The organism is Agromyces sp. Root1464 (genome assembly GCF_001427265.1).
GTDB classification, from domain to species: Bacteria; Actinomycetota; Actinomycetes; order Actinomycetales; family Microbacteriaceae; genus Agromyces; species Agromyces fucosus.
Map to the genome: position 1 here is coordinate 881607 of NZ_LMFU01000001.1, position 19929 is coordinate 901535.

Here is a 19929-nt window from a genome sequence, read left to right on the forward strand (position 1 = left end):
TCGAGGAGCGACGCGGGTTCAGTCCTCGTTGTCGGCCTCGACGAGGTAGCGCAGCGCGAGTTCGTCGACGTCGCGCTGGGCGTTCACGAGCACGATCGAGGCGATGCCGGCGTCCCGATCGATCATGAGCGCGCTGCGGAAGCCGTCGGTCATTCCGCCGTGCCCGGTGATGGTGCGTGGGCGCATCTCGCTGATGGCCCAGAAGTAGCCGATCTGATCGAACCGATTGACGCCCGGTGCGACGGGCTCGAGTGCGGCGCTGTCGCTGAGCGGACCGTCGATCACGGCTCGGGCGAGCGCGACGAGGTCGTCGAGCGTGGCGTGCACGAATCCCGCCGGTGCGAACCCCTCGCCCCACCACGGCCCGATCGGATCGCCGGACACGTCGGTACCGCCGGCGTGACCGTCGGGCACCTCCTCGGACATCGTGGCGACCACGGCGTCGTCCATGCCGAGCGGCTCGAACACGCGATCGGCGAGCAGGGTGCGGTAGTCGGTGCCGGCCGCAGCGGCGAGCGCCTGGCCGAGCAGCGCCGCACCGAAGTTGCTGTACACGGGGGCCTCCGACGGCACGACGGCTTCGACGCGAGCGAGCGCGAGCATCTCCTCGAGCGAGGCCGAATAGGGATTGCGCCCCGCCTCGAACTCGGCCGTCGCCTCGGCCACCCATGCCGGATCGGTCGGCTCGAAGGGCAGTCCGCTCCGGTGCGTCGCGAGCGACTCGAGCGTGACGGATGCCGCGGGCACGTCGCCGAGCGGCAGGTGGACGCCGAGGGGATCGTCGAGCGCGACCTCGCCCCGTTCGACCGCGATCGCCAGCAGTTCCCCGGTCAGCACCTTGGTGATCGAGCCGATCTCGAAGAACGTCTCCTCATCGGAGCGCTCGTAGACCGTGGACACCTCGCCGTCCTCGATCACGGCGACGGCGGCTCGCTCGTAGTCGTTGGTGAACGACCGTCGCACGTCCGCTTCGAGCGACGACTCGACGGGACCGTCCGCGCCGGCGGCGCCCGACGGATCGCCCACGGGTGCGATGCAACCGGAGAGCGCGACCGCGATGATGCCTGCGAGGAGGATCGCGACCCTCCGGGCGTCTCGAGTCGACACCTGCCGCGCGGGCATAGCCGCATCGTACGCCCGGGTGGGCGCCGCCGTGGGAGTTCTTCCGTGGTCAGCCCGCGGGCGCGGCCGCGGGCGGCTCAGCGCCCGAGATGACGGCCACGGCCCTGGCCAGCTCGTCGCCGCTCGGCAGGCTGTCGGGGGCGAGCAGCCAGAGGATGCCGAGGCTCTGCACGAGCGCGAAGTCGAGCTTCGCGACTGCGTCGACCTGTTCGTCGGAGAGTTCGGGCCGCGCTGCGCGGAGCTGCTCGGCGATGCCCAGGTAGCCCTCCCCCGCCGCCTCGGCGAGATGCCGGCTCGCCTCGGGGTCGCGCAGCACCCGCACGGTGTTGTCGAGGCTCGCGAGCAGCGGCTCGCGATTCGCGGCGAACACCTCGGGCATGCGGTTCCAGAGCGCGGCGAAGCCGTCGAGCAGCGGCAGGGCGGCGGTCTCGCCGACGACGGCCTCCATGCTGTCGCCGATGCCGTCGCCGAGCGACTCCATGAGCGCCTCGGTGATCAACTGCTCCTTGGAGCCGAAGTGATAGCCGATCGCGGCGAGGCTCACACCGGCGGCCGTCGCGATGTCGCGAGCGGTCGCCTTTGCGACTCCGCGCTCGACGATCACCCGGCGCGCACCGGCCAGCAGGTCTTCACGATTGCCCATGCGTCGATCGTAGCGAACGATTCAGACATTCGTACTAGACATCTGTCTCAATCGTTGTTAGACATGCGTATGAGACAAACGTCTGAATCGAAGAGAGGCACGGCGATGACCACCACCGACACCACCCCGCACATCCTGATCTCCGGCGGCGGCATCGCTGGGCACGCGCTCGCGCTGCAGCTCGTGCGCAGCGGCATCCGCACCACCGTCGTCGAGCGTGCCGACGCTCCCCGAGCCGGCGGCCAGGCCGTCGACCTGCGCGGAGCCAGCCGCGAGGTCGCCGAGCGCATGGGGCTCATGCCCGGTATCGAGGCCCGGCTGCTGCACGAACGCGGTCTCTCCTACGTCGACGGCAGCGGCCGGGTGTTCGGCCGCATGTCCATGGAGGACTTCGACGGCAAGGGCGCGGTCGCCGAGATCGAGATCGCCCGCGGCGACCTCGACGAGGTGCTGCGCGAGGCGCTCGCGGCGGCGAGCGCGGAAGCGCCGGGCCTCCTCGACCTTCGCTACGGTGACTGCATCGCGGCCATCGCGCAGGATGCCGACGGCGTCGACGTCGCCTTCGAGCGCGCGGCCGGCGAGCGATTCGACCTCGTCGTGGGCGCCGACGGCGTGCACTCGGCGACCCGCCGCCTCGCCTTCGGACCGGAAGAGGACTTCTCGACGTACCTCGGCGGCTACATGGCGTTCTTCACGCTTCCGACGCCCTCCGACGTCGAGCCGGGCTGGTTCTCGATGCGGTTCGTGCCGGGGGCGACCTTCGGCATCCGGCCCGACTTCGACCCCGCGACCTCGAAGGCGATCATCACGCTGCGCGTCGACCGCGACCCCGCGCTGCGCGGCGACCGGGCCGCACAGGAGGCGCTCGTCCGCAGGTCCCTCGAAGACGCCGGATGGCACGCGCCCACGGTGATCGACGCCATGCGCGAGGCATCCGACTTCTACTTCGACGAGCTCGCCCGCATCGACGTTCCCGAGGCGGCGAACGGCCGGGTCGTGCTCATCGGCGACGCTGGGGCGTGCGGCTCGCCGATGTCGGGCATGGGCACGGCGACCGCGCTCATCGGTGCGTACCTGCTCGGCGCTCGCATCGCCCAGACCCCCGGCGACCCGGCGGCCGCGGCACGGCGGTACTCGGCCGACATCGTGCCGTTCGCCGAGGCCGGCAAGCAGCTCATGGGCGGCGGCATCCAGCGCATGGTGCCGGCGAACCGGTTCGAAGCGCTGATGTCGCGGGCGATGACGAAGGTGATGCTCTCAAGGCTCGCCCGACCCATCGTGAAGAAGATGTTCGCCGCGAACCAGGGGGAGCTGCCGCTCCCCGTCACGGCGCCCGCCCCGGTGCGCGCTACGCCGGTCGAGTAGCGACGAAGGAGCGTATCGAGGCCTGTCGAGAGGTCTCGATACGCTTCGCTGCTCGACCGACGACAACGTGGTCTCGATACGCTTCGCTACTCGACCGGCCGGGCGACGGCGTCAGGCCGGGCGGAAGCCCGTCGTCTCGGGCGGCGGCGCGTGCCGGATCATGAGGTGGCGCGTGACCGAGTAGTCGAGCATCGGCTCGATCGACATGTCCTTGCCGAAGCCCGATCCCTTCACGCCGCCGTGCGGCGCCTCCGACGCGATCGGCAGGTGGTCGTTGACCCACGTCACGCCGACGTCGAGCGACTGGCTGACGCGCAGGGCGCGCGAGACATCCGAGGTCCACACCGACGAGGCGAGCCCGTAGGCGTTGTCGTTCGCGAGGGCGATGCCCTCGGCCTCGCCGTCGAACGGGAGCACGACGAGCACGGGGCCGAAGACCTCGCCCTGCACGATCTCCGACGATTGCGCGGCGCCGACGAGCAGGGTCGGCGCGAAGTACGAGCCGATGCGGTCGATCGCGTGGCCGCCGGCGAGTGCTTCGGCGCCCTCGGCGACGGCGCGGGAGACGAAGCCCGACACGCGCTCGAGGTGGCTCTTCGAGATGAGCGGGCCGATGTGCGTGTCGGCGTCCATCGGGTCGCCGGCCACGATGCCCGAGATGGCGGCGCGCAGCGCTGCGACGCCGTCGTCGTAGACCGAGCGCTCGAGGTAGACCCGGGTGGCTGCAGTGCAGTCCTGGCCCGTGTTGTAGGTCGCGCCGAGGGCGACGGCGTGCGCCATGGCACCGAGTTCGGCGTCCTTGAACACGATGACGGGTGCCTTGCCGCCGAGTTCGAGGTGCACGCGCTTGACGCCCTCGACGGCGCCGCGCATGACGGCCTTGCCGGTCTGGGTCGAGCCGGTCACGCTCACCATGTCGACCTCGCGGTGCGTGACGAGCGCCTGACCCACCTCGGCGTCGCCGGTGACGACGTTGAAGAGGCCGGCGGGAAGGCCCGCCTGCAGGGCGAGCTCGGCGAAGCGAAGGGTCGTGCGCGGTGTGGCCGGAGCGGGCTTCACGATCACGGCGTTGCCCGCGGCGAGCGCGGGCCCCGCCTTCCAGATCGCCATGATGAGCGGGAAGTTCCACGGCGTGATGCCCGCCACGACGCCGACCGGGCGGCGCGTCATGATCGACGTGTACCCGTTCGAGAGCGTGCCCGCGCCGGTGCCGTCGAGCGAGCGGGCGGCGCCCGCGAAGAAGCGCAGGTTGTCGATGCCGAACGGCAGCTCGCCGTCGTACGCGGTCGTCCAGGGCTTGCCAGAGTCCTCGACCTCGAGCTTCGCCAGGTTCTCTGCATCGGCCTCGAGCGCGTCGGCCAGGCGCAGCAGGGCGAGCGAGCGCTCCCCCGGCGTCTTCGCCGCCCACTCGGGCTGCGCGGCGCGTGCCGCGGCCGCGGCCTCGTCGACGTCGGCGACACCCGAGGTCGTGAACGACGCGACCTCCTGCTCGGTCGCGGGGTTCGTGATGACGGTGTCGCCGCCCGATCCGCTGCGGTACTCGCCGATGAAGGTGCCGGTGGTCATGGTGTTCCTTTCGGGCCGCGACGGGTGCCGCGTGCCGGTGCTGCTCGGACGTCGCCGTTCATGGCGTGCTGCTCAGGAGTTGAAGCCGAGACCGAAGCGGTCGAGGGTGCGGAGCCAGAGGTTGCGCCGCCCCTCGTGCGCATCGGCGGCGAGGATCGAGTGCCGGGTGAACTGGATGATGGGGTTGCGGAACGGCTCCGGCGGGATCGGGAACGGACGGCGCCGCACGATGTCGTAGCGCAGCCGCGACGTCGCCTCGCCCGAGAGCAGGTCGAGCGCGACATCCGCTGAGAACCGCGAAGCGCCCACGCCGAGGCCGGTGTGCCCGACCGCGTACGCGACCCGGCCGCCGCGCGCGGTGCCGTAGGCGGCGGTGAACCGGGTGGTCGAGTCGATCGGGCCGGCCCAGCGGTGCGTGAAGCTCAGCCCGCCGAGCTGGGGGAACGTCTCGAAGAAGTGCCGGGCGAGCAGCTCGTGCGAGCTGTCGCGCTGTTCGAGGCTCGCGTCGACCCTGCCGCCGCGGTAGTACACGGCGTCCCATCCCCCGAAGAGGATGCGCCCGTCGGCGGTGGGCCGGTAGTAGTGGAACTGGTTGCCCGCGTCGGTGAGGCCCTGCCCCTCGCTCCAGCCGATCGACGCCTGTTGGGCGGGGGTCAGCGGCTCGGTCATGAGCACGTGGTCGTAGAGCGGCATGATGTACGAGCCGAGGCGCTTCAGCGGCGCCGGGTAGGCGGCCGTCGCGATCACCGCGTGACGGGCGTCGACGTGGCCGAGCGCGGTGCGCACGCGCACGCCCGGCCCGTTGGTCTCGATGCCGGTGGCGGCGGATGCCTCGAAGATCCGCGCCCCGCGACGCCGGAGCTCGGCGGCCATCCCCCACGCGAGTCGCGCCGGGTCGATGAGCACGGTGCCCGTGCGATCGCGGAGGCCGCCGAGGTAGCTCGGCGAGTGCACGTCGGCCTGCACCTCGTCGCGCGACTGCAGCTCGAGCTCGACGCCGTGCCGGGCACCGAGCTCCTGCGCCTCGCGGAGGCCGGCGAGCTGCCATTCCTCGACGGCGAGGGTCGTCTTGCCCGAGCGGCGCAGGTCGCAGTCGATGCCCGCGGCCTCGATCGTCGCGACGAGGTCTGCGAGATTGCGGTCGCCCTCCTCGGCGAGCGCGCCGACCTGGTCGGGCCAGATCGCGGTGCCGTGCGTGAGGCCGTGGGTCAGCGAGCTCGCGACGAAGCCGCCGTTGCGCCCGGTCGCGCCGTGGGCGACGCGGTCGGCCTCGAGCACGACGACGGATGCTCCGGGGTCGCGCTCGAGCGCCCGCCACGCCGTCCACAACCCGGTGAAGCCGGCACCGATGACGACGAGATCGGCCTCGGCGCGGTCGGCGAGCGGCGCGCCAGGGCCGGGCGCGTCGGCCCGGTCCATCCAGTACGGCTTCGGCGCGGCGCCTGCGAGAGCGGATGCCGCGGCATCCGTCGCCTGTTGCTGCGTGCTCACACGTGCTCCGACACCGCGACGCGCTCGATCACGTCGGCAGCGTTCGCGAGACCGCGGCGCGAGCGGATGTCGGCGCCGACGGCGGCGATGCGCTCGCGGAGCGCCTCGTCGTCGAGGAGGGCCTGCACGGCGCCCGTGAGTTCCTCGGGCGTGAAGCGGTACGGGTCGAGGCGCAGGCCGAAGCCGCGCTCGTGCACGCGCTGGGCGTTGTCGTACTGGTCCCAGAAGAGCGGCAGCACGATCATGGGCTTGCCGAAGTGCAGCGCCTCGGTGGTCGTGTTGTTGCCGCCGTGCGTGATCACGAGGTCGGCGAGCGGCAGCAGCTTCGTCTGCGGCAGGAACTCGGCGCCCCACATGTTGTCGGCGAGCTCGAACTCGTCGTGGAGCGGCCCCTTCGAGACGATGACGTTCACGGGGGCGTCGGCGAGCGCGGCGATGACCCGGCGCATGAGCCCGACATCCGCTGAGCCGAGCGAGCCGAGGCTGAAGTAGACGAGGGGCCGCGAGCCGTCGGTGAAGGAGGCAGGCAGCTCGGGCAGCTCGGTCTCGGTCTCGCGCACCGAGGAGTCGACGCGGTGCCAGCTCTCGGGCAGCGGTCGCTCGGCGTCGTAGTCGAGCGCCTCGGGGAAGACGTAGACGTTGGCGTCTCCATGGTGGATGAACTCGAGGTCGGGCAGTGGCGCCGCGCCCTGCTCCTGCACCCAGGCGTCGAAGGACCGCCAGAGCGCACGGTGCGTGCGGTCGTACTCGGCGCGGAACTCGGACCAGCCGGCGCGGTCGTCGGCGGCGAGTCCGGAGAAGGCCGGCGCGATGCCCTCGCCCGGCACCTCGAGCGGGTTGCACGAGACGATGCGCACGAAGGGGCGTCCGGCGGTCTCGAGCGCCGGAAAGGTCAGCACGTTGTCCTCGATGATGACGTCGGGCTGTACGCGGTCGATGATCGCCTTCAGCTGCGGTTCGCAGAACTTCGCGCCATCGACGAGCGCCTCCCAGATGGGCAGCACCACGGTCTCGAGCTGCTCGGCGGTCGTCTTCCGGAACTCGGGAGAGATCTCCTTGATGTAGTCCTTCCAGAACTGCCCGGCGTCCTGCTCGACCTCCTCCTCGGGTGCCGGGGCGAGGTCGACGAGGTCCTCCTCGAAGCCGAGGGCGGCGAGCTTGCCCTCCCACGAGCGCTCCGCGGCGAAGACGACCCGGTGCCCGCGGCGGAGCAGCTCGTCACCGATGCCGATGCAATTGTTCGTCGGGCCGTAGGCGCTCTCGGGCATGAACAGGAACGTGCGGCGTTCTTCCGTCATCGGTGACTCCTTCGACAATTCCTTGCATATGGATAGAGAGAATTCTTCCGGGCTGCGCCCATGTGTTTTCAAGTCAGTTCGGCCTAATATTGACCATCGATGCAGACAATCTGTCTGATCTGGAGGGAGCACGATGGCCAGGCCGAAACGCCAGGAGGAGCGACGGAGCCAGTTGGTGGCTGCGGCGCAGCGCGCCATCGCGGCGCACGGCCCCGACGGGGCGCGTCTCAACCGGGTCGCCGAGGAGGCGGGCCTCACCTCGGGCGCGGTGCTCTACTACTACCCCGACATCGACGAGCTCATGTTCGAGGCCAACCGCGCCGGCATGGAGCGGTTCTACGAAGAGCGCGTGCGCATGCTGGAGGCCCTCGACGACGACCCGGTCGAGCGCCTGCTCGCCCTCGCGAAGTCCGGCCTGCCGAGCGGCGCCGGCGACACCGAGGTGCGGCTGCTCTGCGAGCTCGGCGGCTCGGCCGGCCGCAACCCGCTCATGGCCTCGCTCCTCACGACGCTCTACGACCGCCAGGTCGGCATGTACCAGGTCGTGCTCGAGCAGGGTGCGGCCCGCGGCCACTTCACACTCTCGCAGCCCTCGCTCGTGATCGCCCGCAACCTCGTCGCGCTCGAAGACGCCTACGGCTACCGCATCATCGCCCAGCACCCGACGATCGACCACGACGCTGCCCTCGAGCTCATCGTGTCGTACGCCAGGCTCGCCACGGGTCACGCGCTGACCTCCTCCTGAGGCGCCGGCGCCTCGGGAGCAACAGGCGGCACCTGAGCGGATGCCTCGGCGCCCGCGCCGGCCTCGCGGGCGACCGCTGTCGCCCGGCCGAAGCGCACCCCGACACGTGCGCCCCGCTCGAGCCGGGTCGCCCCGTGCACCGTCGCGAGGAGCGGGTCGGCGTGACCGGGCATCTCGATCGAGATCGTCGTCGCCCCGCCGAGGAAATAGGTGTCGACCACGGTGCCCGAGAGGGCGGCGGCCGCAGCATCCGCTGTCAGCTCGACGTCTTCCGGCCGCACGACCGCCGTCGCCGGCGAGCCCGCCGCGAGCGCGTGCGAAGCGACGACCGCACCGAACCCGGGCACCTCGACGGCGCCTGCCGTCGCCGTGCCGTCGAGCAGGTTCGCCGTGCCGATGAAGGAGGCGACGAAGCGCGAGGCCGGGTGCGCGTAGAGCTCCTGCGGCGAGGCGAGCTGCTCGAGGCGCCCGTCGCGGAGCACCGCGATGCGATCGGCCATCGACATCGCCTCCTCCTGGTCGTGCGTGACGACGACGAAGGTGAGGCCGACCTCGTGCTGCAGCCGCTTCAGCTCGAGCTGCATCGACGCGCGCACCTGGCGGTCGAGCGCCGAGAGCGGCTCGTCGAGCAGCAGCAGCTTCGGCCGCTTCACGATTGCACGGGCGAGCGCGACGCGCTGGCGCTGGCCGCCCGACAGTTGGGTCGGGCGGCGCTTGGCGAGCGGGCCGAGCCCGACGACGTCCATCACGTCGGCGACGCGCGAGCGCACCTCGGCGGCGCCGATGCCATCGGCCTCGAGCCCGTAGGCGACGTTCTTCTCCACGCTCATATGCGGGAACAGCGCGTAGCTCTGGAACATCATGTTGACCGGCCGCTTGTGCGCGGGCAGGCGCAGCAGGTCTTCACCGTCGACCTCGATGCGGCCCTCGGCCGGCGTCTCGAATCCGGCGATCGAGCGCAACAGGGTCGTCTTGCCGCAGCCCGACGGGCCGAGCAGGGCGAAGAACTCGTTGTGGGCGATGTCGAGCGAGACGCCGTGCAGGGCGACGGTGTCGCCGTACACGGCGCGAACGCCGTCGACGCGGAGCAGTGGGACGGAGCTCATCGTGTGGTTCCTGTCAGTCGGGTCAGTCGTTGCGCCGCGATCACCGTCACGACGCTCACGAGGAGGAGGATGGTGGCGAGGGCGTTGACCTCGGGGGTCACGCCGAACCGCACCATCGAGTAGATGACGATCGGCAGGGTGGGCTGCGTCGGCGCGGTCGTGAAGAACGCGATCACGAACTCGTCGATCGAGAGCGTGAAGGCGAGCAGCGCCCCCGCGACGATGCCGGGTGCGAGCTGCGGCAGCGTCACCCGCATGAAGGTGCGCACCGCCCCGGCGCCGAGGTCGCGCGAGGCCTCCTCGAGGCTCGGGTCGAGGTTCGCCATGCGGGCGAGAACGATCGCCGTGACGAAGGCCGTCGCGAAGACGCCGTGCGCGAGGATCACCGAGTGCAGCCCGAGCGTCACGCTCGCGAGCGAGAACAGCGTGAGCAGGCCGATGCCGAGCAGCAGGTCGGGCAGGATCGCCGGGGCGATCGCGAACGCCCTGATGAGCCCGCCGCGCGTGTAGTGCTGGATGCCGTAGGCGAGCAGCGTGCCGAGCACGGTCGCGATCGCGGTGGCGCCCGTCGCGACGATGAGCGTGTTGCCGAGGCCCTGCATGATCTTCTCGTCGGCGAAGAGCTCGGGGTACCAGCGCAGCGAGAAGCCCTTCCAGACGAAGAGGTTCTCCGACGCGTTGAAGCTCATGATCACGACGATGAGGATCGGCAGGTACAGGAACACGTAGCCGAGCCAGAGGGGCACGAGGATGCCGCGGGGCTTGCGCACCACCCTCGGGCGGGCCCCGGGCTCGAGCTCCCGCATCGCCGTCGTCGTCGGCGCAGTCGTGTCAACCACGGCGCGGTCCTTCCGTGAGGCGGCGCGACACCGCGGTCTGCACGACGATGACGATGACGAGCAGGATCGTGAGGAGGAGGGCGAGCGTCGCGCCGAACGGCCAGTCGCGGGCCTCGAAGAACTGGTCGCGCACGAGGTTGCCGACCATGATCGTCTTGCCGCCGCCGATGAGCTCGGGGATCACGAAGTTCGACATCGCGGGCACGAACACGAAGATGCAGCCGGTCAGCGCGCCCGGGATCGAGAGCGGGAGGGTGATCGTGCGGAACGCCCGCCACGGCGTCGCGCCGAGGTTCGTCGCCGCCTCGCGGAGCGAGGGGTCGAGCTGCTGCAGCGAGGCGTAGAGCGGCAGCACCATGAGCGGCAGGTACATGTAGAGCAGTCCCACGACGATCGCCTGCGGGGTGTAGAGCATGCTGATCGGGGCATCCGTGATGCCGAGCCCCTGCAGCCACTGGTTGACCCAGCCGGCGTTGTTCAGGAGCAGGATCCAGGCGTAGGTGCGGATGAGGAAGTTCGTCCAGAACGGAAGCACGACGGCGATGAGCGCGACCGTGCGCCACTTCGGCGAGAGCCCCGCGATCGCGTACGCCATCGGGTAGCCGATGAGGAGCGCGAGCAGCGTCACGATGCCCGCCAGCACGATCGACTGCAGGATGACGCCGACGTAGAGCGGTTCGAGGAGCTTCACCCAGTTGTCGAGGGTGAACTCGAACACGATGCCGCCGAATCGCCCGCGCTTGAAGAAGGTGTAGAAGGCGAGGAGGCCCACGGGCAGCGCCATGAACAGGATCAGGTAGATCATGCCGGGCGCGAGGAAGGGAACGGGCGCGAGCCCCCGCCGCACGGTGCGTGCGGCGGGGGCGGCCGGGTGGTTCGTCGAGGTCACGGTGCTAGTTCGTGGCGAGCACTTCGGCGTTCAGGTCGACGTACTTCAACGTGTCCTCGCCGAGGTCGACGATCGCCTCCTGCTCCATGAGCTCGTCGACGGTGATGCCGAGGGTCGGGTACGACTCGATGAGGGCCGGGTCGAGCGCCTCCATGGCGGCCTTGTTGGGAACCTTGTAGAGGATGTTCTCGGCGACCCACGTCTGCACCTCGGGGTCGAGGATGTAGTTCAGGAAGGCCATCGCGGCCTCCTTGTTCTTCGACGACTCGAGCACGGTCATGGTGTCGACCCAGAGGTCGGAGCCCTCTTCGGGCACGACGAACTTGATCGACGGGTCTTCGGCGATGCCGTAGTTGCACCAGCCGTCCCACGCCTGCACCATCGCGGCCTCGCCCGAGACGAGCTTCGAGTAGAACGTCGTGTCGTCGTAGGCGAGGAGCGTGGACTTGGTCTCGAGCAGCTGCTCCTTGGCCGCGGCGAGTTCGTCGTCGTCGGTCGTGTTGATCGAGGCACCGGCGGCCTTGAGGGCGGGTTCGGCGAGCCAGCGGTCGGTCGAGAGCATCGTGGTCTTACCGACGAGCTCGGGCTTCGGGTTCAGCAGGTCGTTCCACGAGGTGGGGTCGTAGCCTGTCAGGTCGGGCCGGTAGCAGAGGCCCGTGGTGCCCCAGGCGTACGGCTCGGAGTAGACGTTGCCCGGGTCGTACGCGAGCTCGAGCGCCTCGGGGTAGAGGTGCTCCTCGTTCGGGATGAGCGACTTGTCGAGCTCGGCCAGCAGGCCCTGCTCACCGAGCGCCTGGGCGTACTGCCCCGAGACGAAGGCGACGTCGATGCCCGAGTCCGCGCTCGCGGTGAGCTTGGCGACGATGTCCTCGTTCGTCGTGTGGTTCACGATCGTGGTCTTCACGCCCGTCGCGGCCTCGAACTGCTCGGCGAGGTCTTCCGGCGAGTAGTCGGCCCAGATCGAGACGGTGAGCGTCTGCTCGCTGAGGTCGGCGTTCGGGTCGAGCGTCTCCGCGGCTTCACCGCCGCCGGAGGAGCAGGATGAGACGGCGAAGGCGAGGGCGATCGTGCCGGCCGCGGCCGCCACGATACGTCGCGTCGTGGTCATGTGGTACCTCCAGAGACAGGCGGGAAAGGTTGAGCGATTGTTGCACCAAGGATCAAGAAACCGCAATGGTTCTGGGACAGGGCTGGAATGACGGATGCCGAATAGTTACAATCCGAATTCAATGAACTCCATACTTCAGGGTGAACGCATCGTCGTCGGCGACCATGCGCTCCTCGTCGACGCCGACGGCCGGGTGCTCGCCGGCGAGGCGCGACCGGCAGCGGGCGACGGCATCGCGCGTGCCGTCGCGCGCCTCGTGGACGACACTGTCGAGGCGGATGCCCCCGAGCGGGCCATCACCGTCGACCAGACCAACACCTCGGTGATCGTCGGCGAACGGCTCATCGTGAAGCTCGTCGGCAGGTGGAGCGCCGCCGACCGCGCCTCGGCACTGCTCGAGCGCCTCGCGGCCGCCGGTTCCGACGACGTCGACCGCTTCGTGGGGCGCGTCGAGTGGCGGCATCCCTCGCTCGGCACCTCGACGCTCGCGGTCGTGACCGAGTACATGCCCGGCGCGGTCGACGGGTGGACCTGGGCCGTCGACGACGTCGTCGCGGCACTCGAAGGCGGACCGGAGCCGGCGTGGCCCGCGATCCTCGGCGAGCGCGTCGCGCGCATCCACGGTGTGCTCGGCGAGGAGGCCGTGCACTCCGAAGCCGAGGCCCCGGCGGCCAGGGCCGATCGCGCGTCGACGGCGCTCCGATCGGCGCTGCGGCTCGCGAGCGGCGAGGCCGGGGCGCGCCTCCGCAATCGCCACGAGTCGCTCGCCCGCGACATCCGCTCGCTCGGATCGACCGCCCCGGGCGTCGAGTTCCCGATCCACGGCGACCTGCACGTCGGGCAGGTGCTGCGCTCCCCCGGCACCGGAGACGGCACCGACGCGCCCCGGTACACCGTGATCGACTTCGACGGCGACCCGCAGCTCGCCGTCGACGAGCGAGAGGCTCCGGATGCCGCGGCGCGCGACATCGCGCACATGCTCGTCTCGTTCGACCTCGTCGCGGCCGTCGCCCAGAAGCGGATGCAGCGGGCCGACGCGCGTGCCTTCGCGTGGTCCGATCGGGCGCGACGCGACTTCCTCGACGCCTATCGTGCGCACGTACCGAACGGCGAGCTGCTCGACGAGGCGCTGCTGCCGGGCTTCGAAGCCGAGCAGCTCGTGGCCGAGCTGCGCTACGCCGACCGCTTCCTGCCCGTCTGGGTGTACGCGCCCGACGCCGCGATCACGTACCGTCATCCGTCGACGAACGAACACCCGGAGGAACCGTGGACACCACCGCCTTTCGAGCCGACCTCGAGCTGATCCCCGAGACCCTCGACGCCCTCGCCGACGCGCTCGACGCCGAGCTGCCCGGCGCCTCTCGCCTGCCCGTGCTCGGCGCCTCGCGGGTGCTCGTGCTCGGCATGGGCTCGAGCCGCTATGCCGCCGACGTCGTCGCGCGGCGCTTCCGTGCGATCGGCGCGAACGTCGTCGTGGAGCTCGCGAGCGCCGAGCTGCTCCCGCCCTCGGCGCCAGACCTCGCCGTCGTGGCCGTCTCGGCGACCGGCGGCAGCGCCGAGGTGCTGCGGGCGGTCGAGCGCTATCGCGGCACCGGTCGGCTCGTCGCGGTGACGAACCGGCCCGACTCGGCGCTCGGGCGCATCGCCGACATCATCGTGCCCCTCCTCGCGGGCGTCGAGGCGTCGGGCGTGGCGTGCCGCACGTTCCGCGCGACCTTCCCGGTGCTCGACGCGGTGCTCGAGGGCCTGCTCGGCACGGCGCCGGCCGAGCGGTTCGACGCGGCATCCGTGCGCGCCGCGGCATCCGCGACCCGCTCGCTGTTCGAGACGCAGGCCGAGTGGCTGCCCCCGCTCGCCGATCTCCTCGCCGCACCCATGGGCACGTGGGCGCTCGCCCCCGCCGAGCGCGCCTCGAGCGCGCAGCAGGCCGCGCTCATGCTGCGCGAGGTGCCGAGGCGCGCCGCCTATGCCTCGGAGACGGGCGACTGGTCGCACGTCGACGTGTACCTCACGAAGACCCAGGACTACCGGGCGCTCGTGTTCGCCGGGTCGGCCTGGGACGCCCAGGCGCTCGACTGGATGGCGCAGCGCGGCTCGCGGTTCGCCTCGATCGGCCGCGAGCTGCCGGGTGCCGAGCTCACGATCCGCTTCCCCGGGGACGAGCGCGACGAGGTCGCCGCGCTCACCGAGGTGCTCGTCGGCGAACTCGTCGCCGACCGGTGGCTGCGGGCCTGAACAGGGCGGCCGGTGCAGCACCACCGAGGTGACGCGAATCAATGCCGGCGAGGGTGCACGAGGTCGAATCGCGTCACTTCGCCCGGGCGCGCGGTCGCCGCGCGTAGGCACGCGCGTTCCGGCTCGAGAGCGCGAGCAGCACGAGGATGTCGAGGGCGAGCGTGACGAGGGTCGTGCGCAGCGTGATCTCGGCGTCCGCCCCGAAGTAGTCGAACGCCGAACCCGTGATGCTGAGCGTCGCGAAGACCATCACCGTGATGCGGGCCCAGTTGCTGCCGCGGTAGATCAGCAGCGCGAGCACGAGTTCGACGGCGAGCACGACCGCGCCGACGCCGAGCACCACGGCGAGCACCGCGTTCGAGCCCGCGTCGGCCTCGACATCGGAGTCGAGCGGCACGCCGAGATCCTCGACGAGCGTCTTCCGCCACAGCAGCCCGAGCGAGACGAGCCAGATGACGCCGGCGAGCACCCGCAGCACGACGAGCACCGCCCCGAACGTCGTGGCGACCGGGCGGCGCAGCATGGGCGCGACCGGCGCAGGCCTCACGAGCACGGCGGGCGGCTCGAATGCCGGCCGCTTCTCGACGCTCATCGGGCGACCTCCGGCACGACCGGCACCGCGCCGACGTCGACGACCGGGAGGTCGCCGTCGGTCGTGATGGTGTCGCCGCCGCCGTTCCTCGAGTGGTACCCCGTCGAGAAGTCGGCGAGCAGGTCGACCCGCGCCTCGGGGTTCGCGGCGATCACCGTGTCGACGATGTGGTCGCGCTCGATGTCGATGTCGGCGTCGATCTTGTGCGTGATCTGCAGCGTGAAGAGCGAGAAGCCGACGGCCCGGTCGAAGGTGCCGGCCGCGAGCCAGTCGACGCGGCGGCCGCCGGGCAGCAGCCAGCCGTCGGGCGTGCGCCAGAACCGCACGTGGTGGCGCCTGGCCGGGTTGCCCTCGACCTCCTGCTGGTAGGCGAAGTCCTGCTGCCTGCCGAAGAGGAAGAGCGGGCTGACCGGTGCTTCGTCGTAGCTCCGACGGGTGACGGTCGAGGCGATGATGCGCCAGCTCGACACCCCGGTGACGTCGTCGGCGCGCGTCCATCCGGCCGTCCGCATCGCCGCGTGCACGGATGCCTCGTCGCCGTCGAAGGCGAGGTTCACCGGGTCTCCGAGCAGTCCGTCGCTCGTGCGTGCGCGCCCGATGAAGTAGTCGGGCACGTAGATGGTCGTGAGGATCCGGTGCAGTCGCGGCAGCACGAGATAGGCGAGCACGACCCAGAAGGCGAGGAAGAACAGGATGCCGAACCAGCCGAACGCGAACGACTCGGTGAGCACGAGCCACGCGAGCCACACGGCGGCGATGCCCGCGTAGACGAAGAAGAAGCCGTCGAGCACGGCGTTGAACGAGACCCGGCGCGGGCGCTCGACCGCGATCGGCGCGCCGCCGACCGGAACCCCGCCGATCGGGCCACCGGATGCCTCGGCCCCCACCTCGCCCATGTGTGCATGCTATCCGTGCGCGGTGCTCCGGGTGGCTATCCTCGCTCCATGGCCTACGACGTCGCACGCATCCGTTCGGAGTTCCCGTCGCTCGAGAGCGGGTGGGCGCAGTTCGACGGGCCGGGCGGCACGCAGACGCCGCGGTCGGTGGGCGACGCCGTGGCATCCGTGCTCACCGGCCCGCTCTCGAACCGCGGCACGACCGGTGTCTCCGAGGAGCGCGCCGAGGCTGCCGTTCACGGATTCCGGCTCGCGATGGCCGATCTCGTCGACGGGCACCCGCGCGGCATCGTGCAGGGGCGCAGCGCCACGCAGCTCGCCTACGACTTCTCGCGCCACCTCTCGAAGCAGTGGGCCGCCGGTGACGAGGTCGTCGTGACGCGGCTCGACCACGACTCGAACGTGCGCCCGTGGGTGCAGGCCGCCGAGCGCGTCGGTGCCGTCGTGCGCTGGGCGGACTTCGACCCGGCCACGGGTGAGCTGCCGGTGGAGGCCGTCGCCGATGTGCTGTCGAGCCGCACGAGGCTCGTCGCCGTCACGGCGGCCTCGAACCTCATCGGCACGATGCCCGACATCCCCGGGATCGCGGCGGCAGCGCACGCGATCGGGGCACTCGTCTACGTCGACGGCGTGCACTCCGCGGCGCACGAGCTGCCCGACATCGGGGCGCTCGGGGCCGACTTCTTCACGTGCTCGCCGTACAAGTTCCTCGGACCGCACTTCGGCGTGCTCGCGGCCGCCCCCGAACTGCTCGAGTCGATCGTGCCCGACAAGCTGGCGCCGTCGACGAACGCCGTGCCCGAGCGGTTCGAGTTCGGCACGCTGCCCTACGAGCTGCTCGCGGGAGCAACCGCGGCGGTCGACGCCCTGGCGGCTCTCGTGGGCAACGGCGAAGCGGATGCCGCGGGCTCGCGCCGCGCTCGGCTCATCGCCTCGTACGCGGCACTGCACGAGCACGAGGCGGCGCTCCTCGCCAGGATCGAGGCCGGGCTCGCCGAGCTGCCCGGGGTCACCGTGTGGTCGCGGGCCGCCCGCCGAACTCCCACGCTGCTCATGACGTTCGACGGCCACGAGGCATCCGAGGTCACGAAGCGCCTCGCCGAGGGCAGGGTGCTCGCGCCGAGCAGCAACTTCTACGCGCTCGAGGCGTCACGGCGCCTCGGGCTCGGCGACGCCGGCGGCCTGCGAGTGGGCCTCGCGCCGTACACCGATGCGAGCGAGGTCGAGCGGCTGCTCGACGGGCTCGCGGCGGCGATCGGCTGACCCGCACTCGACCGACCTGGCGGGAAACGGACCCGACCCCGCAACCCGGTCATCGGGACCATCGGCTCGCCATACGCTGGATTCATGACTCTCGCCGACACCGCCGCCGAACTCCGCCGCCTGCACACCGCACCCGAACTGCTCCAGGTGGTGAACGTCTGGGACGTCGTGAGCGCCGCCGCGGTCGCAGCCCTGCCGCAGACCCGGGCGATCGCCACGGCGAGCCACTCGATCGCCGCGACGTTCGGCTACCCCGACGGCGAGCAGATCCCCGTCGAGCTCATGCTCGACATGTGCGGCCGCATCGCGCGAGCCGTCGACGTTCCGGTGAGCGCCGACCTCGAAGCGGGCTACGGCGACGCCGGCGACACCGTCCGCCGCGCGATCGCCGAGGGCATCGCGGGTGCGAACCTCGAAGACCAGCTGAAGCCGCTCGCCGACTCCGTCGCCGCCGTGACCGCCGCAGTGGCCGCCGCCGATGCCGAGGGCGTCCCCTTCGCCCTGAACGCGCGCACCGACGCCTTCCTCCGCGGCCGCGAGCGCCCGCTCGAGGTGAACGTCGCCGACGCCATCGAGCGCGGCCGTGCCTACCTCGACGCCGGCGCCACGAGTGTGTTCGTGCCCGGCATCTTCGGCGAAGAGGTCGTGGCCGAGCTCGTCGCCGGCATCGGCGAGCTGAAGGTGACGCTCATCGGCCTGCCCGGCGTGCCGGCGCCCGCGCGCCTGCAGGAGCTCGGCGTCGCCCGGGTCTCATACGGACCCACCACCCAGCGCGTCGCCCTCGGCGCCCTGCAGGACCTCGCGACGAGCCTCTACGACGGCGGCGTGCTGCCCGAGGGCATCCGGCCGCTCAACTGACGCTGATCCGATGCCGGGGCCGCCGCAGCGGCCCCGGTGATCCGCACCCGAATCCGCGAATCCCCCGCGCGACGGATGCATCCGGCCCCGCTTGCTCGCTAGGGTGAGCGTGAGGCGGCCTGGCTGCCCGGGTCGTGCGGGGGTGCGACCTGCGCGACCGAGCTCGCCCCCACGTGAGGAGAGCGCATGGCGAGCGGCATCCCCATCGAGATCTCGGGGCTCAGCAAGCACTTCGGCCCGGTGACCGCGGTCGACGACCTGAGCTTCACGGTGCAACCGGGCAAGGTCACCGGATTCCTCGGTCCGAACGGCGCGGGCAAGACCACGACGCTGCGGGTGCTGCTCGGGCTGGAGCGCGCGAGCGCCGGCACCGCGACCTTCGACGGCACCCCGTACTCCGCGCTGCCGCGGCCGCTCGAGACGGTGGGCGCCGCGCTCGACGCGAACTTCCACCCGGGGCGCACGGCGCGCAACCACCTGAAGGTCTACGCGACGGCGGCCGGGCTGTCGTCGTCTCGCGTGCCGGCCGTGCTCGAGCAGGTCGGCATGTCCGACTACGCCGACCGACGGGTCGGCGGCTACTCGCTCGGCATGCGCCAGCGACTCGCACTCGCGTACACGCTGCTCGGCGACCCCGGCGTCTTCGTACTCGACGAACCGATCAACGGGCTCGACCCCGAGGGCATCAAGTGGATCCGCGGGTTCCTGCAGAACCTCGCCCGCGAGGGGCGCACCGTCCTCGTCTCCTCGCACCTGCTCAGCGAGGTGCAGCAGAGTGTCGACGAGGTCGTCATCATCGCGAAGGGCCGGCTCATGAAGAGCGGCACGCTCTCGAGCCTCGAACTCGACTCGGCGCCGCGCACGATCGCCGACTCCCCCGATCGACCGGCCCTGGCCGCCGCGCTCGAGGCAGCGGGACTCGAGTACACCGAGGGCCGCAGCGGATTCATCGTCGACGAGCCCGACCCCGCCAGGGTCGGGCATGCCGCCTTCGTCGGTGGCGTCGAACTCGCGGCCCTGCACCGGCTGAGATCGGGGCTCGAGGAGTCGTTCCTCTCCCTCGTCGGCGGCGGTGAGGAGTCGTGAACCTCGTGCGCGCCATCGGCTCCGAGTTCCAGAAGGTCTTCACGACGCGCATGTGGTGGCTCCTCGCGATCCTCCTCGCCGCCTACGTCGCCTTCATGTCGGGCGGCCTCGGCGCCTTCCTGGGCTGGGCGAGCGAGAATCCGGATGCCGCGGCATCCGCCGGGGGCTCGACGACCGTGCCGCCCGGCACCGAACTCGCGCCGCTGATCTACAGCTTCGCCTCGTCGGTCGGCTACGTCTTCCCGGTGCTGCTCGGCGCCCTCGCCGTGACCGGGGAGTTCCGTCACAAGACCCTCACGCCGACCTTCCTCGCCGAGCCACACCGCACGGTCGTGCTGAGCGCGAAGTTCATCTCGCAGCTCGTGATCGGTGCGGGCCTCGGCGTCGTCGCCTTCGCCGTCTCCGTCGGCGCGGGCGCAGCGGCTCTCGCCGCCTTCGGCCTCGACACGGGACTCGACTCGAGCGACACGTGGGCGCTCGTCGGCCGCGGCGTGCTCGCGATGGCGCTCTGGGGTGCCATCGGCGTCGGCCTCGGCGTGCTCGTCGTCAACCAGGTGGCCGCGATCGTGATCGTCATCGCGTTCACCCAGTTCCTCGAGCCGATCCTGCGGGTCGTGGCCTCGCTCAGCGACGTCACCGCCTCGATCGGCCGGTTCCTGCCGGGCGCTGCGAGCGACGCGCTGGTCGGGGCATCCTTCTACAACATCGCCTCGCTCGGCTCGACCGACACCCTCGAGTGGTGGCAGGGCGGGCTCGTGCTGCTCGGCATCGCGGTCGTGGCGACCGTGATCGGCGGCGCGACGACCTGGCGACGGGACGTGTCGTAG

General features: G+C 71.2%; 19 protein-coding genes. 8 read left to right on the forward strand and 11 right to left on the reverse strand.

What is annotated here, in order from left to right; genetic code table 11:
* Window positions 1-18 precede the first annotated feature (18 nt).
* Together ASD23_RS04025 and ASD23_RS04030 are read right to left on the reverse strand one after the other, a co-directional pair.
* Window positions 19-1122, reverse strand: coding sequence for a serine hydrolase domain-containing protein (locus ASD23_RS04025; protein ID WP_056006542.1), 1104 nt, complete (start codon window positions 1120-1122; stop codon window positions 19-21).
* Between the two features lie 49 nt (window positions 1123-1171).
* Entirely contained in the window at window positions 1172-1765 is a 594-nt protein-coding gene (locus ASD23_RS04030) for a TetR/AcrR family transcriptional regulator (RefSeq protein WP_056006545.1), read from the reverse strand.
* Between the two features lie 105 nt (window positions 1766-1870).
* On the opposite strand from ASD23_RS04030, the gene ASD23_RS04035 reads away from it, so the two are divergent.
* Window positions 1871-3130, forward strand: a complete 1260-nt coding sequence (locus ASD23_RS04035; RefSeq protein ID WP_056006548.1) for an FAD-dependent monooxygenase — start codon at window positions 1871-1873, stop codon at window positions 3128-3130.
* A 111-nt stretch (window positions 3131-3241) separates the two neighbouring features.
* Here the strand turns inward: ASD23_RS04035 and ASD23_RS04040 are convergent, their stop codons facing one another.
* The 3 genes from ASD23_RS04040 to ASD23_RS04050 form a co-directional block, all read right to left on the reverse strand.
* Window positions 3242-4696 carry an aminobutyraldehyde dehydrogenase gene (locus tag ASD23_RS04040; RefSeq protein WP_056006550.1) on the reverse strand — a complete coding sequence of 485 codons (1455 nt, stop codon included), beginning with the start codon at window positions 4694-4696 and terminating at the stop codon, window positions 3242-3244.
* 72 nt (window positions 4697-4768) lie between these two features.
* Window positions 4769-6187, reverse strand: a complete 1419-nt coding sequence (locus tag ASD23_RS04045; RefSeq protein WP_235507621.1) for an NAD(P)/FAD-dependent oxidoreductase — start codon at window positions 6185-6187, stop codon at window positions 4769-4771.
* A complete protein-coding gene (locus ASD23_RS04050; RefSeq protein ID WP_056006554.1) occupies window positions 6184-7485 on the reverse strand; it encodes a glycosyltransferase in 1302 nt (433 codons plus the stop codon). Before ASD23_RS04050 ends, ASD23_RS04045 begins: the two co-directional genes overlap by 4 nt.
* A 133-nt stretch (window positions 7486-7618) precedes the next feature.
* Between ASD23_RS04050 and ASD23_RS04055 the strand changes: the two genes are divergently transcribed.
* A complete protein-coding gene (locus ASD23_RS04055; protein ID WP_056006557.1) occupies window positions 7619-8230 on the forward strand; it encodes a TetR/AcrR family transcriptional regulator in 612 nt (203 codons plus the stop codon).
* Here ASD23_RS04055 and ASD23_RS04060 read toward each other — a convergent pair.
* From ASD23_RS04060 to ASD23_RS04075, 4 genes are read right to left on the reverse strand one after another with little or no spacing between them, the layout of a single operon-like run.
* Window positions 8209-9336: an ABC transporter ATP-binding protein gene (locus ASD23_RS04060; protein ID WP_082571165.1), complete on the reverse strand. Its 1128-nt coding sequence runs from the start codon at window positions 9334-9336 to the stop codon at window positions 8209-8211. The two genes, ASD23_RS04055 and ASD23_RS04060, sit on opposite strands and share 22 nt — an antisense overlap.
* Window positions 9333-10175 (reverse strand): ABC transporter permease, encoded by an 843-nt coding sequence (locus ASD23_RS04065; protein ID WP_200941675.1) that lies wholly within the window; start codon window positions 10173-10175, stop codon window positions 9333-9335. Before ASD23_RS04065 ends, ASD23_RS04060 begins: the two co-directional genes overlap by 4 nt.
* Window positions 10168-11064 (reverse strand): ABC transporter permease, encoded by an 897-nt coding sequence (locus ASD23_RS04070; RefSeq protein ID WP_199470631.1) that lies wholly within the window; start codon window positions 11062-11064, stop codon window positions 10168-10170. The genes ASD23_RS04065 and ASD23_RS04070 overlap by 8 nt, the downstream gene beginning before the upstream one ends.
* Before the next feature lie 4 nt (window positions 11065-11068).
* Window positions 11069-12172 carry a polyamine ABC transporter substrate-binding protein gene (locus ASD23_RS04075; RefSeq protein ID WP_056006560.1) on the reverse strand — a complete coding sequence of 368 codons (1104 nt, stop codon included), beginning with the start codon at window positions 12170-12172 and terminating at the stop codon, window positions 11069-11071.
* Window positions 12173-12293: 121 nt separating this feature from the next.
* Between ASD23_RS04075 and ASD23_RS04080 the strand changes: the two genes are divergently transcribed.
* Together ASD23_RS04080 and ASD23_RS04085 are read left to right on the forward strand one after the other, a co-directional pair.
* The gene (locus tag ASD23_RS04080; protein ID WP_056006562.1) at window positions 12294-13475 is read left to right on the forward strand and encodes a hypothetical protein; all 1182 of its coding nucleotides are present in this window, start codon (window positions 12294-12296) and stop codon (window positions 13473-13475) included.
* A complete protein-coding gene (locus ASD23_RS04085; RefSeq protein WP_056006564.1) occupies window positions 13439-14407 on the forward strand; it encodes an SIS domain-containing protein in 969 nt (322 codons plus the stop codon). Before ASD23_RS04080 ends, ASD23_RS04085 begins: the two co-directional genes overlap by 37 nt.
* Before the next feature lie 73 nt (window positions 14408-14480).
* Here ASD23_RS04085 and ASD23_RS04090 read toward each other — a convergent pair whose 3' ends face one another.
* Both ASD23_RS04090 and ASD23_RS04095 read right to left on the reverse strand, forming a co-directional pair.
* Entirely contained in the window at window positions 14481-14999 is a 519-nt protein-coding gene (locus ASD23_RS04090) for a hypothetical protein (RefSeq protein WP_056006567.1), read from the reverse strand.
* A complete protein-coding gene (locus tag ASD23_RS04095; RefSeq protein ID WP_082571166.1) occupies window positions 14996-15895 on the reverse strand; it encodes an LssY C-terminal domain-containing protein in 900 nt (299 codons plus the stop codon). The genes ASD23_RS04090 and ASD23_RS04095 overlap by 4 nt, the downstream gene beginning before the upstream one ends.
* A 48-nt stretch (window positions 15896-15943) precedes the next feature.
* Here ASD23_RS04095 and ASD23_RS04100 point away from each other — a divergent pair, with 48 nt between their 5' ends.
* From ASD23_RS04100 to ASD23_RS04115, 4 genes are all read left to right on the forward strand, one after another.
* The gene (locus ASD23_RS04100; protein WP_056006569.1) at window positions 15944-17158 is read left to right on the forward strand and encodes a cysteine desulfurase-like protein; all 1215 of its coding nucleotides are present in this window, start codon (window positions 15944-15946) and stop codon (window positions 17156-17158) included.
* Between the two features lie 84 nt (window positions 17159-17242).
* Window positions 17243-18016: an isocitrate lyase/PEP mutase family protein gene (locus tag ASD23_RS04105; RefSeq protein ID WP_056006573.1), complete on the forward strand. Its 774-nt coding sequence runs from the start codon at window positions 17243-17245 to the stop codon at window positions 18014-18016.
* Window positions 18017-18202: 186 nt separating this feature from the next.
* Complete coding sequence (locus tag ASD23_RS04110) at window positions 18203-19102, forward strand: ATP-binding cassette domain-containing protein (RefSeq protein WP_056006576.1); 900 nt, start codon at window positions 18203-18205, stop codon at window positions 19100-19102.
* Window positions 19099-19929 (forward strand): ABC transporter permease, encoded by an 831-nt coding sequence (locus ASD23_RS04115; protein WP_056006579.1) that lies wholly within the window; start codon window positions 19099-19101, stop codon window positions 19927-19929. Before ASD23_RS04110 ends, ASD23_RS04115 begins: the two co-directional genes overlap by 4 nt.

Bases quoted from the DNA above. Each gene is read 5' to 3' on its own strand.
- ASD23_RS04080 (WP_056006562.1), top strand. From the start codon at position 12,294: ATGAACTCCATACTTCAGGGTGAACGCATCGTCGTCGGCGACCATGCG.
- ASD23_RS04055 (WP_056006557.1), top strand. From the start codon at position 7,619: ATGGCCAGGCCGAAACGCCAGGAGGAGCGACGGAGCCAGTTGGTGGCT.
- ASD23_RS04075 (WP_056006560.1), bottom strand. From the start codon at position 12,172: ATGACCACGACGCGACGTATCGTGGCGGCCGCGGCCGGCACGATCGCC.
- ASD23_RS04030 (WP_056006545.1), bottom strand. From the start codon at position 1,765: ATGGGCAATCGTGAAGACCTGCTGGCCGGTGCGCGCCGGGTGATCGTC.
- ASD23_RS04060 (WP_082571165.1), bottom strand. From the start codon at position 9,336: ATGAGCTCCGTCCCACTGCTCCGCGTCGACGGCGTTCGCGCCGTGTAC.
- ASD23_RS04025 (WP_056006542.1), bottom strand. From the start codon at position 1,122: ATGCCCGCGCGGCAGGTGTCGACTCGAGACGCCCGGAGGGTCGCGATC.
- ASD23_RS04040 (WP_056006550.1), bottom strand. From the start codon at position 4,696: ATGACCACCGGCACCTTCATCGGCGAGTACCGCAGCGGATCGGGCGGC.
- ASD23_RS04095 (WP_082571166.1), bottom strand. From the start codon at position 15,895: ATGGGCGAGGTGGGGGCCGAGGCATCCGGTGGCCCGATCGGCGGGGTT.
- ASD23_RS04100 (WP_056006569.1), top strand. From the start codon at position 15,944: ATGGCCTACGACGTCGCACGCATCCGTTCGGAGTTCCCGTCGCTCGAG.
- ASD23_RS04110 (WP_056006576.1), top strand. From the start codon at position 18,203: ATGGCGAGCGGCATCCCCATCGAGATCTCGGGGCTCAGCAAGCACTTC.
- ASD23_RS04105 (WP_056006573.1), top strand. From the start codon at position 17,243: ATGACTCTCGCCGACACCGCCGCCGAACTCCGCCGCCTGCACACCGCA.
- ASD23_RS04050 (WP_056006554.1), bottom strand. From the start codon at position 7,485: ATGACGGAAGAACGCCGCACGTTCCTGTTCATGCCCGAGAGCGCCTAC.
- ASD23_RS04035 (WP_056006548.1), top strand. From the start codon at position 1,871: ATGACCACCACCGACACCACCCCGCACATCCTGATCTCCGGCGGCGGC.
- ASD23_RS04090 (WP_056006567.1), bottom strand. From the start codon at position 14,999: ATGAGCGTCGAGAAGCGGCCGGCATTCGAGCCGCCCGCCGTGCTCGTG.